The 12,001-nt window shown below is 75.4% G+C and carries 6 protein-coding genes and 1 pseudogene; 4 read left to right on the top strand and 3 right to left on the bottom strand.

Annotated elements, in window-relative coordinates:
* Positions 1–92: 92 nt before the first annotated feature.
* From Acit_RS13545 to Acit_RS05890, 3 genes and pseudogenes are all read left to right on the top strand, one after another.
* Positions 93–2,519, top strand: a pseudogene (locus Acit_RS13545) (PD-(D/E)XK nuclease family protein); the annotation flags it as partial.
* A 43-nt stretch (positions 2,520–2,562) separates the two neighbouring features.
* Complete coding sequence (locus tag Acit_RS12935; protein ID WP_312709883.1) at positions 2,563–3,264, top strand: RecB family exonuclease; 702 nt, start codon at positions 2,563–2,565, stop codon at positions 3,262–3,264.
* Entirely contained in the window at positions 3,261–6,737 is a 3,477-nt protein-coding gene (locus tag Acit_RS05890) for a UvrD-helicase domain-containing protein (protein WP_248106879.1), read from the top strand. Before Acit_RS12935 ends, Acit_RS05890 begins: the two co-directional genes overlap by 4 nt.
* 133 nt (positions 6,738–6,870) lie before the next feature.
* Here the strand turns inward: Acit_RS05890 and Acit_RS05885 are convergent, their stop codons facing one another.
* Positions 6,871–8,211 (bottom strand): FAD-binding oxidoreductase, encoded by a 1,341-nt coding sequence (locus Acit_RS05885; protein WP_248106871.1) that lies wholly within the window; start codon positions 8,209–8,211, stop codon positions 6,871–6,873.
* Positions 8,212–8,385: 174 nt separating this feature from the next.
* On the opposite strand from Acit_RS05885, the gene Acit_RS05880 reads away from it, so the two are divergent.
* The gene (locus tag Acit_RS05880; RefSeq protein ID WP_248106869.1) at positions 8,386–9,741 is read left to right on the top strand and encodes a WD40/YVTN/BNR-like repeat-containing protein; all 1,356 of its coding nucleotides are present in this window, start codon (positions 8,386–8,388) and stop codon (positions 9,739–9,741) included.
* 49 nt (positions 9,742–9,790) lie between these two features.
* Here Acit_RS05880 and Acit_RS05875 read toward each other — a convergent pair whose 3' ends face one another.
* Complete coding sequence (locus Acit_RS05875) at positions 9,791–11,317, bottom strand: class I adenylate-forming enzyme family protein (protein WP_248106868.1); 1,527 nt, start codon at positions 11,315–11,317, stop codon at positions 9,791–9,793.
* A 92-nt stretch (positions 11,318–11,409) separates the two neighbouring features.
* On the bottom strand, positions 11,410–12,001 hold a 592-nt coding region (locus tag Acit_RS05870), incomplete at its 5' end, for an alpha/beta fold hydrolase (RefSeq protein ID WP_248106867.1).

Raw genomic sequence — 12,001 nt, 5'->3', positions numbered from 1 at the left:
CCCTCGGTCCGAGCCCTGGACGCAGGCGTCGCGCCCCGGTGCGGGGCCGGCTTGCGGGGTGGCCGGGGGTCGGCGCGCACCGTGCCCCTACCATGCCGGGCATGGCCGTGGAGCTTCGGGAGGTGCCGGTCGGGCCGACCTTCTGGCAGGCGATCGAGGCGCACCGGGCCGAAGCCCAGGCCCTCGATCCTCTCCAGCCGGTCACGGTGCTGGCCCCGAGCGCCATGGGTGCGATCGTCGTGCGTCGCTGGCTCGGAGAGACGGCCCGAGGCGGACGGGGCGTGGTCGGGCTGCAGTGCACCACGGTCGAGGACGCCTTGGCGACCCTGGCGCTACAGCTGGGGGTCGAGCCGGCCCCGGCGGCGAGTCCGCTCCAGGTGGCGAGTGCGCTGCGGGCCGTGCTGGCGGGGGATCCGCAGACGGCGGCGGAGCTCGGCGAGGGCCCGGTCCCCCGGCCAGGCACCCTGCGAGGCCTGACGGCGCTGGCTGGCGAGGTCCAGGCGCTCCCGGCCGACGAACGGAGGGCCCTTGCCGAGCGGGCCGCGGGGTCGAAGGGCCTCGGTGCGGCGGTGCGCTGTGTGCTGGCTGCCCTGGCCCGGCTCGACGAGGTGCTGGGGCCGGGGCCCAAGGGGCAGCCTGACCGGGCTCTGGCCGCTGCAGTGCGGGCTGCCCCAGCGGTCGTGGCCGAGGCCCTCGGCCCGGTGCTGGTGATGGAGCCGAGCCGAGGTGCCCTGGCCCGGGCGGACGTGCTGCGGGCCGTGGCGGACGTCGTGCCGGTGCGGGTGCTGGTGGGCATCACGGGGGACGGGCCGGCGGATCGGGCGACGCGGGACGCGGCGGCGCAGCTGGCCGCCGGGGGGAACCCCCGTGCCGGCCGGGGGCCGAGGCCTTCCGGGCAGGCCTCGCAGGCTTCGGCGGGTCGTCGGGCCCCTGGAGCGCCGGGGTCGGGCCAGGGGCTGCGTCGACTGCGGCTGCCGGCCGTGGACAGCGAGATCCAGGCGGCCCTGCGGTTCCTGGCCTCCGCCTGGGAGCGGGGGGTCCCCCTGGAGCGCCTGGCCCTCTTGCACCCCGGCCAGGGCCTGGTGGCTCGGGCAGCCGAACGGGCCGTGGCGGCGGCCGGGGTTCCCCATCACCGACCTGGGGGGGGTCGACTGGCCGATCGGGTGGCGGGGCGGCTGCTGCTGGGCGCCGTGGCCCTGGACAGGACCGGCTGGAAGCCCGAGGACGTGCTCGGCATGCTCGGCAGCGGCCCGATCCGGGACCCGGTGCGCGGCGGCGCCGTGCCGGTGGCAGCGTGGTCGACGGCGGTGGTGGCAGCCGGGTGCCGGGGCAACCCGGGGACCTGGCAGGCGCGCCTCGAGGCCCTGGGCGGCGTGCTCGGGGGCCAGCGGCACGGCGCGTGGGCGTCGGGCGAGGGGGAGCTGGGGCGAAGCGAGGACGCGGACGGGGGGCCCAGCCCCTGGGGACCCGAGACGGCCGCCCGGACCCTCGGGGAGGTGGTCGGGGACCGGGCGGCGGCGATCCAGGTCGTCCGAGACGTACGGGCGTTCGTCGACTGGCTGGCGGCCTGGGTGGCTGAGGAGCCCCAGGGGAGCTGGCGGGCCTGGAGCCGCTGGTGTCGCGAGCTCCTCCAGGGCCTCCTGGGAGACGGGGGGGCCGTCGAGACCTGGCCAGCGGAGGAGCGCGAGGCCCGCGAGTCGGTGCTCGCCGTGCTCGACGAGCTCGGCGGGCTGGACCGGATCGAGCCGGGTCCTGCGCCAGCGGTGGTGCGGACGGCGTTGGCCGAGGCGTTGGCGGCCCCGGCTCCGAGCACCACCCGGGCCGGCCGGGGCCTGCTGGTGGCCCCGCTGACGGCGGCCGTCGGGCTGCCCCTGGAGGCCGTGGCGGTGGTGGGCCTCACCGACGGGGTGGTGCCCGGGCCGGTGCAGCCCGACGGGCTGCTGGCTGTCGCCCCAAGGGAGATACTGGGCTCCCTCGGGGAGCGAGCCCAGCGGCGGCGAGACGCCCAGCGGCGGGCGCTGGCGTGGGTGGTTCGCAGCTGCCCCGACGTCCTCTTGACGACCAGTCGGTCCGACCCCTCTGGCGGCGCGGCGGAGCCGTCGGCGTGGTGGGAGCAGCCCCCGGGCGTGCCCGACCCGGGCGAGGCGGTCGAGGTGCCCAGCCACCCCGTGCTCGTCGCCGAACCGGGCCCGGCGCTGGACCCGAACGATGCCCGGCAGCGAAGCCTGGTTCGCTGGCGGCTGGCCGGCCGATCGCTGGCCACGCACCCCCTGGCTCCCCCCGGGAGCGAGCACGGTCGGCGGGCCGCGCTGGAGGTGATCCCGGCCGACGCCTTGCCCGAGGGATGGCCGCATCGGCCCTTGGCGCCCTCTGCCCTGGCGGACTTCTGTGCGTGCCCGCAGCGGTTCTTCCTCGAGCGGGTCCTGGGCCTCGAAGCGATGGCTGCGCCGGTGGGCCCCGAGGGTCTCGACGGTCGAGGACGGGGCTGGTTGGCCCACCGGGTGTTGCAGGAGGTCGGGGCTCGAGGAGCGCGTCCGGGCCGTCGTCGATCGGGAAGCCTCGGTGGCGGCCGGCTGGCTCGGCGCAGGGGGCCTGCTGTGGGAGCTCGACCTGTGCGACCTGGCCGACCAGCTGGTCGAGGCGGTGCGGGCCGATGCCCGTCGGCGCGCCCGAGCACAGGTCCGGGTGGTGGCCGTCGAGCAGGCGCTCGGGGGTCCGGGGGGGGTGGCGGTCCCGTTGCCCGGTGGCCATCAGCTGGTCCTTCGCGGACGAGCTGACCGGATCGACCGGCTGGCCGATGGACGCCTCTGGGTGGAGGACTACAAGACAGGCCAGGCGGACCGGTTCAAGAAACTCAGTCCGGGCGCCCTGGCGAAGGCGGGCGGGGTGCAGCTGTGCGCTTACCTCACGGCGACGGAGGTGACCACCGGCGAAGCGGTGGCCGGGGGGGCGTACCAGTTCGTGGTCGGTGACGACCCGGGTCGGCGTCTGCCCCTGGCCTGGGACGAGGAGGCCCGGGAAGAGGCGACGGAGGTCCTCGGGGCGTTGGCCGAAGCCCTGGCCTCGGGGGCCTTCCCGCAGCGACGCGGAGCGGATCGGGGCGACGGGCAGGGGCAGTGTCCCCGGTGCCCGGTTGCGGCGGCCTGTCCTCCGGACCGGCGTGACGCCTGGGAGGAAGCCGAGTCCCTCCCCGGCTTCCGGCGGCTGGTGGCCCTGCTCGAGGAGACCGAGCCGAGCGACCTGGAGAAGGACGAGACCCGATGAGCGGCACGATCCCCGACGAGACGGCCCGCCGGCTCCTCGCCGACACCCTCGACCGGAGCGTGGTGGTGAGCGCAGGGGCCGGGTCAGGCAAGACGACGGCCCTCGTCGGGCGGATCGTCGGGGCCCTGCTCAGCGGTCGGGTCACCCCGGACCGACTGGTGGCGGTGACCTTCACGGAGGCGGCGGCTGGCGAGCTGCGCCGGCGGCTTCGCCGGGTGCTGCGGATGGTGGCCGACGGGCAGGATCCCCGGAGCCTGCCGGGCCTGCCCGCTGACGTGCCGGCGGACGCGACGAAGCGAGCTGCCCTCGCCCTGGAGAGCCTGGACGAGGCCGTGGTGACCACTGTCCACGGGTTCGCACGCCAGCTGCTGGCAGCCCAGCCCCAGGCGGTGGGCCTGCCGGCGACCTTCGAGGTCCTGGACGGCCCGGCCGCTCGGCGCATGCTGGTCGCCCAGTGGGAGCGGACGCTTGGCGCGCTCTCGTCGAGCGACACGGCGACCGAGGCCTTCCGCCGGGCCCGGGTCCTGCGCGGCATCCGGAGCCGGCAGCTCTCCGAGGTGTTCGAGTGGCTGAGCGGGAACTGGGATCTCCTGGAGGACCAGCCGGTTCCCGACCCCGGGCCCTGGCCAGGGGTCGAGCCGACGGCGGTGGTCGACCCCCTCCGGCGAGCCTTGGGGTTCCTGGAGGACTGTCGGGACAGCAGCGACCTCTTGGCCCAGCATCTGGTGGCGTTGGCCGAGTCGCTCACCCCGCTGGAGGAGGCCGGCGACGACGAGGAACGGTTCCTGCGGGCCCTCGGCGCGATGCCGACGATCCGGACGAAGCTGGGGAAGAAGGAGAACTGGGGCGAGAGCCTGGCGGGAGTCCGCGACGCGTTGGCGACTGCGTCGCGAGCCCGGAGCGAGCAGCTGCGCGCCGCGGAGGTCTGGTGCCTGCGGGCGTGGCAGGGGTGGCTGGGCCAGGCGGTGGTGCGGGCCGCCGAGGAGCGCCGTTCGCAGGGCACGTTGACCTTCCACGATCTCGTGGTCCTGGCCAGGCGGCTCCTCCGGCAGCACCCGGCGGTCCTGGGGATGGTCCGGAGCCGGATCGGCTTGGTGGTGGTCGACGAACTCCAGGACACCGATCCCATCCAGGCCGAGTTGGCGGTCCGGCTGACCGCCGAGCCGGCGCTCCTCGCCGAGGACGCCTGGGAGGAGGCCAGGGTGGGGTCCGGTCGCCTGGTGGTCGTCGGGGACCCGACCCAGTCGATCTACCGGTTCCGGCGGGCCGATCCGGCGGTGATGGGCGCCACGGCACAGGTGGTCGGGACAGCGCCGCTGACCCTGCGGGCCAACTTTCGCTCGAGGCCGTCGATCGTGACCTTCGTGCGGGAGGCCATGACGGCGATCGGATCGACCGGGGGAGCGGACGGGACGGTGCTGGACGGCCTGGGACCGGTCGACGCGGTCGCGGTCCGAGACGAGGGGAGCCTCGCTCCAGGGGTCGTGGTGGTGGGGGACGCCGTGGCGGCCTCGGCCAGGGAACGGCGGCGGCTGGCGGCGCAGGAGGTCGCCGAGGTGCTGGCCGGGGCGGTGGGGACCTGGCCGGTCGGCGACGAGGAGCGGCCCGCACGGGCGTCCGACCTCTGTGTCCTGCTGCGCACCCGGACGGGGTTGAGCGAGCTGGAAGCCGCCCTGGAGGCGGTTGGCCTGCCGTACCGGCTGGACTCGGGCGGCCTGCTCTACCAGAGCCGCCTCGTGCGGGACGTGCTGGCGGTGCTGCGCTGCCTGGCCGACCCCGGTGACCCGGTGGCCACGGTCGGGGCGCTGCGGAGCGAGCTGCTTCGCTGCTCGGACACCTCCCTGGCGGAGTACCGGCTGGCCGGGGGAGTCTTCGACTGCCGGGCACCGACCCCCAGGGGTCTGCCGACCACCCACCCGGTGGTGGCCGGTCTGGGCACCCTGGCCGACCTGGCAGCGCAGTGCTGGGCCATGGCCCCGGACGAGGTGCTGGACCGGGTGCTGGCCACCTTCGGGATCGTCGGCCGAGCCCTGGCGGCTGAACAGTGGCGGGAGCGATGGCGGCGGCTGCGGTTCCTGTGCATGGAGGTCCAGCGGCACCAGGCCGAGCAGGGTGGGGACCTCCGGGCCCTGCTGGCCTGGATCGGGGAGCGGGAACACGAACAGGTGCGAGTGCCGGACCTGGAGCTGCCCGAGGAGGGGCACGACGCGGTCCAGGTCACGACGGTGCATGGGGCGAAGGGCCTGGAGTTCCCGATCGTGGCCGTGCTGGGGTTCGGGGACAGCGGCCGGGGACCCGCTGGCCCCGTCGTGCTGGCCGGGCCCGAGGGTCTGGAGCTCCGAGTCGGCAGGGCGTCGACCCCCGGCTACGACGCCGCGAAGGAGCAGGAGGCCAGGGCCCAGGCCGCCGAGCGGGCACGGCTCTTCTACGTCGCCTGCACCCGGGCTCGGGATCACGTGGTCCTTTCCCTGCACCGGTCCGACAAGGAGCAAGGGGATCCGAGCATCGCCCAGCGGGTGGCCGCCTTGGTGGCCGAGCGGCCCGAGCTCACGAGGCCGCTTCCCCCCAGCACCCGGCCGGCCGCCGCCGGGGCGCCGCCGGGCGCCGAGCACGAGCGTCCGGTGCCGCTCCCGCCCGATGGGCCAGCGACCCTCGCCGGGGTCGGCGACGCCAAGGCCCTCGCTGCCGAGGAGCGGCAGCTGCGGGATCGGGCGACGTGGGCGGCGAAGCGGATCGTCAGCGCCACCGAGCTGGCCGCGGAGCTCGGCGGCACCGCCTCTGCTGCGACGCCGACGGACGAGGAGTGCGACCGGCCGCCACGCCGGGCCGCGCACCGGGGGGGTGCGGCCCTCGGCCGGGCCGTGCACCGGACGGTGGCCCTCGGGGCTCTTCGAGGCACCCCGATCGACGCCTTGGCCCGCGCCGTGGCCCGGGAGGAGGGGGTCGCTGCCCAGGCTGGCCTCGTGGCCCGGTTGGCCACAAGGGCCTTGGAGGACCCGGCGGTGGCCTCGCTGCTGGGCGCGGGCCGGGCCCGGCGGGAGGTCCACGTAGCAGTCCCCGTCGGGGAGCGTCTCCTCGAGGGCATCGCCGATCTGCTGGTCGAGGGCGCCGATGGGCTGCACCTGGTGGACCTGAAGACCGACCGGCTGGCCGACGAGGGGGCGCTGCGGGACGCCGTGGCCCGCTACACCCCCCAACTGGCGGCCTACGCCTTGGCGTTCTCCTTGGCTCTGGACCGACCGGTGAGGAAGGCCAGCCTGGTGTTCCTGCGGGCTCCCGCCGGGGCCCGGCCGATCCCGCCCGAGACCGGCGCCGACGAGGGGCCCGACGCCTGGGAGCAGGGCACCGGGGTCCTGGTCTGGACCATCGGGGATGCCCCGCTGGCCGAGGCGATGGACGCGGTGCGGACCCGACTGTCCGAGCCGGTCGACTCGACCGCGACTGCGCCACCGCCGTCTCGTTTGGCCTGGTAGCACGCGTCATCAGCCGCCTGGAAGAGGTCGGGGAGGTCACAAGGGGTTCGAACAACGGCCGGGGACCCGCTGGCCCCGTCGTGCTGGCCGGGCCCGGGGGCCGCCCGCCGCACCCGAGCGAACGGGGCCCCGCTCAGAGGGCTTTGCCGGGGTTCAGGATGCCGAGGGGGTCGAAGAGCTGCTTCAGCTGGCGCTGGATGCCCAGGCCCCCCAGCTGCTGAGCCAGGTCCATGACCGCGCCGAAGGCTCGCTGGGCCCGTTCGGTCGCCTGGGGGTCCAGGGGGTCGAAGACCACGAGGGGATGGAAGTTGCCGTCGCCGGCGTGGCCGATGGTGGCGATCGTGGTCTCGTGGGCCTCCCCGATCGCCGCCACCCCGCTGACCAGTTCGGCGACCTTCGGGAGCGGCACTCCCACGTCCTCGATGAGGACCCGGCCGAGGCGCTCGACCGCCGGGATGGCCTGGCGGCGGGCGGCCATGAACTGCTCCCCCTCCTCCTCGTCAGCGGTCCAGAAGACCTCCAGGGCGCCTTCGGCCCGGCAGCAGGCCACCATCTGCTCGAGCTCCCGCTGCCCCCGATCCCCGCCGGCATCGGAACGGCCCAGCAAGAGGGCACCGGCCGTGGTGTCCAGGCCCATGCGCAGCTGTGCCTCGACCGCCCGCACGCTGACCTGGTCCATGAGCTCGAGGGCCGAGGGTCGCAGGGTGGCGGTCAGGGCGCTGACCGCCCGACCGGCGTCGGCCACGTCGGCGAAGCTCGCCACCATGGTGACCGCCGGCGGGGGCTGGGGACGCAGGCGGAGGGTGACCTCGGTCACCACCCCAAGGGTGCCCTCGGACCCCACGAAGAGCCGCTTCAGGTCGTAGCCGGCCACGTCCTTCACCGTTCGGCCCCCCAGGCGCAGCAGACGGCCGTCGGCCAGGACGACCTCGAGGCCCAGGACGTAGTCGGTGGTCACCCCGTACTTCACGCAGCAGGTGCCCCCGGCGTTCGTCGCCACGTTGCCCCCGATGGAGCAGATCTCGAAGCTGGAGGGGTCCGGCGGGTACCACAGGCCCTCGGCCGCGGCGGCCCGCTTCACCTCGACGTTCAGGGCCCCGGGCTGGCAGATAGCCACCCCTGCGAGCCGGTCGATCGTGATGGCCCGCATGCGCTCCAGGCTCAGGACCACGCCGCCCTGCACCGCCACTGAGCCGCCCGCCAGGCTCGTGCCCGCTCCCCGGGGCACCACCGGCACCCGGTGGGCGCTGGCCCACTGCAAGGTGCGGCGGACGTCCTCGGCGCTCGTGGCCCGGACCACCGCCAGCGGCCAGCCGGCCGAGGGGTCGTTCGAACGATCGAAGCGGTAGCTCGCCACCAGGTCCGGGTCGGTCAGGACCCGGTCCGGGCCGAGGGTCCCCACGAGCAGGGCCACGGGCTCGGGAAGGGCTGTGGGCACCGTGCTGATCTGCCCCTCCCCCTGGCCCCTGGCCATGGCCCAGTCTCCCACGCCCCCGTCCCCTCCGGACAACTCCTTCGGCGGCGCTCGTGCCGAGCGGCCCGTGGTGGTTGGCTCCCGGTCAGGGTCGGCGCCTTCGCTGCTCGCGACCCTGGCTGTGACCGGAGCCCTGGCACCCAGTGGGTCTCGCCGCTCACTACGGTGGCGGAGGTGAGCGCTTCTCGTGTCCGCTTCCGCCTCTCGCCGACTCGGCGCCGGCCGGGCCGGGGCTGGGCGGTCGGCGTCCTAGCCGGTGTCGGGTTGGTGCTGGCGGCCTGCGGCAGCAGCGGCCCGGCCCGAACCGCCAGCAGCTCGACCCCCCGGCAGTCCTCGGCCGGGACCAGCGCGGCCGGGGGCACCAGCAGCGCTCGCGGCTCGAGCAGCACGCCGAGCTCGACCACCGCGGCCTGCCTGCGCGACGCGGAGCCCACCCCCTCGTCCCTCACCGCCCCGGCCCTGGCCAGCGTGCAGTTCGTCTCGACCAGCACGGGATGGGCGGCCGGGGCGGCGGGCATCTTGGCCACGACGAACGGCGGGACCCTCTGGCGCACCCAGCTGAGCACCAGCCAGGTCGTCGGCCAGGTGGACTTCGTCTCCGCCGCCGACGGCTGGGCCGTCGCCGAGGACGAGCTGCTCGGGACCACCGACGGGGGCCGTTGCTGGCAGGCCCTCGGGGAGCCCAGCGTCGGGCACCTTCGGACCGTCCACTTCGTCTCCCCCACCCTGGGCTTCGGGGTGGCCGGAGGCACCGCCCCGCTGCTGGGCCAGGGCGAGACGCCGCCGGGTGACGAGGGCTTCGGGCAAGCCTTCGCCCCGGTGCCGCCCCGGCAGGGTGGCAAGCTGGTCATGACGAGCGACGGCGGCCGGCACTGGACGGTGCTGAGCGGCGCTCCAGCGAACGCCCAGAGCGTCTGCTTCGTCTCCCCGACCCTCGGCTGGCTGGGGGCGGGCGGTGGCCTCTACCGCAGCACCGACGGGGGCACGAGCTGGACCCTGGTCGCCGACCCGGGGGCAGCCAGCGGACGGGCACCGGCCGGCACCGACCTCGTGGACCTCGACTGCGGGGCCCCAACCGAGCTGGCGGCGGTGGTCAACACCGGAGGGGCGGCTGCCGGCAACCAGCCCTGGGCTCTGGCTGCTGGCAGTGGGGGAACCAGCCTCGGGGTGCTCCAGGCCGACATGTTCGACGGGGCTCCCCTCGACACGCCGGTCAGCCCGGGCAGCTATCCCGGTGTCGTCTCGGTCATCGGTAACGGGGTCTTTGCCGCTGCCGGCTGGACCCCGGCCGCCTCGGCTCCCGAGATGGCCAAGGTGGAGGTCCTCCGCACCGACGGCACGGTCCTCCAGCCGGCCCGGGGGGTGCCCAGCCTCGGGGACCCCACCGGTCTGGCCTTCCTGTCCGGGCAGGAGGGCTGGGTGGTGGGCGTGGCCGCCACCGGCGGCAGCCTCCAGCCCAGCCAAGGGGTGATCGAGAAGACCACCGACGGGGGGGCCAGCTGGGTGCTCCAGGACCGTCCCGAGGGGTGAGGACCCAGCGGGTCGGCGACCCGCTGCCCGCCCGGGGGGGTGCCGTCGCTCAGCGGTCCGCCCAGAGGGGGTCCCGGAGGGCGCGGCGCAGCACCTTGCCGACCGCGGACTTCGGGATGCCGTCGACGAACTCGATCCGCTTCGGAACCTTGTAGCCGGCCAGCTGGGCCCGGACCCAGGATCGCAGCTCGTCCTCGTCGGCCGAGCGCCCCGGGGCGGGGACCACGAACGCCACCACCGCCTCGACCCACGTCGGGTCCGGCGCACCCACCACGGCGCACTCGGCCACCGCCGGGTGGGCGAGGAGCACGTCCTCGACCTCCCGGGGGTACACGTTGTAGCCGCCGGTCACGATCATGTCGCTGGCCCGGTCGACCAGGGTCAAGTACCCCTGCTCGTCCTCCCGAGCCAGGTCCCGGGTCCGCAGCCAGCCGTCCGGGGTGTGCATCTCGGCGTTCAGCTCCGGGGCCCGGTGGTAGCCGGCCATCTGGAACGGCGCCTTGACCTGCACCTCCCCGATCTCCCCGGGGGCCACCGGTTGGCCCTGGTCGTCGGCCAGCCGCACCTGGGCGTCCACCGCCGGCTGGCCGCAGGAGCCGAGCAGCGACGGGTCCTGGTGGTCCCGCTCGTCGAGCACGCTGATGCACAAGGGAGCCTCGGTCTGCCCGTAGTACTGCCGGAACTTCGGACCCAAGCGGTCCATGGCCTCGCGCAGGACCGGGCGGGGCATGGGGCTCGCGCCGTAGACCACCAGCCGCAACGACGAGAGGTCGGCGGGATGGTCCGGCAGGGCCTGGAGGAGCATGGCCAGCATGGTCGGGACCAGGTTCACCTCGCTGGCCCGCTCCCGCTCGATGGCCGCCAGGTATGCCTCGGGCTCGAAGTGCCGCAGCACGGCAGCCGCCCCGCCCCGGATCCAGTAGGGCAGTACGAAGGTCCCGCTGGCGTGGATCAGCGAGGCGGCGTGCAGCATGACCGAGTCGGGGCCCGGGGAGAGCAGGTTGGCGAGGATGTTGGCGCAGATGGCGGCGTAGGAGCCCTGGGTGTGCTCCACGGCCTTCAGGCGCCCGGTGGTGCCGGAGGTGAAGAGCAGCAGCATCGGGTCGCTCGGCTCGAGGTGCACCGCCGGCCGGGTGGACGCGGCCTGCTCGGCCGCCGCCAGGAGGTCGAGGCCGCCCCCGGCCCCGCGACACCCCAGGCCCAGGGCCACCAGACCCGGAGTCCGCGCCAGGAGTTCCTCGGCTCGCTCGACCAGCTCGGGGCTGTGGACCAGCAGCCGGGGCTCGGTCTCCTCGAGCATCCGGACCTGCTCCTCGGCGGCCAGCCGAGGGTTCAAGGGCACCCGGACCAACCCGGCGGTCAGGCAGGCGAAGTCCAAGGGGATCGACCAGAGCTCGTTGCCGACCAGCAAGGCGACCCGGTCGCCCTTGCTGGCGCCGACCCCCTGGAGGACGTGGGCGAATCGCGAGGCGCTGGCCTCGACCTCCCGGAACGACAGCTCCCGGCCCTCGAAGCGCACCGCGGTCCGCTCGCCGAAGCGGCGGGCTCCCCGGTGGACCAGCTCCGCAGCGATCATCTCGCCCCCCTCCTCGCGTCCCCCCCAGTGTCGGGGACAGCGTGCCCCAGCTGACCGCCCGAGGCGAGCCGGATCGCTCGTCGGTCCGACCCTCAGGCCAGCTGGTCGAGGAAGCTCCGGAGGATCCTGCCCAGTTCGGCCGGGGCGTCCCCTTGGACCGAGTGGCCCGCCCCCGGCACGTGGACCACCTGGGCGTCGGGTCGCCGCCTGCGCAGCTCCGCCTCGTCCTCGTCGTCCACCACCGAGTCCGCCCGCAGGCCCCGGACCAGGAGCAGGGGCATGCTGGAGGACCCCAGCACGTCCCAGAGGGGGCGGGGATCCATGCGGGCCTCTGCGTCGAACACCCCGGTCCCGCCCCGGGCGTGGCGCCAGCGCCAGGTGCCGTCCTCGAGCTGGACGGCGTTGTGGAGGATGCCCCGCCGCAAGGAGGCCACCGACCGCTGGGGGTGGTGGGCCACGGTCCGCTCGAGGAGGGCCTCGAAGCTCGGGAAGGTGCTCGGGCCCCGCACGAAGGCGCTCACCGCCTGGGACTTCTCCGGGGTCACCCCCGGGGTGATGTCCACGAGCACCAGGGCCCGGACCAGCTCGGGGCGCTGGCCGGCCAGCGCCAGGGCGGTGAGGCCCCCGAGCGACATGCCCACCACCACCCGGGCGGCCGGGGCCAGCTGGGCGACGGCCTCGGCC

Origin of the sequence: Aciditerrimonas ferrireducens (assembly GCF_023130475.1) — a bacterium.
Lineage (GTDB): Bacteria > Actinomycetota > Acidimicrobiia > Acidimicrobiales > UBA8190 > Aciditerrimonas > Aciditerrimonas ferrireducens.
This window is presented reverse-complemented; position numbering and strand designations above follow the sequence as displayed.

What these genes read in the sequence shown, in the direction of transcription:
- Acit_RS05890 (WP_248106879.1), top strand. Translation starts at nt 3,261, where the DNA reads ATGAGCGGCACGATCCCCGACGAGACGGCCCGCCGGCTCCTCGCCGAC.
- Acit_RS05885 (WP_248106871.1), bottom strand. Translation starts at nt 8,211, where the DNA reads ATGGCCAGGGGCCAGGGGGAGGGGCAGATCAGCACGGTGCCCACAGCC.
- Acit_RS05875 (WP_248106868.1), bottom strand. Translation starts at nt 11,317, where the DNA reads ATGATCGCTGCGGAGCTGGTCCACCGGGGAGCCCGCCGCTTCGGCGAG.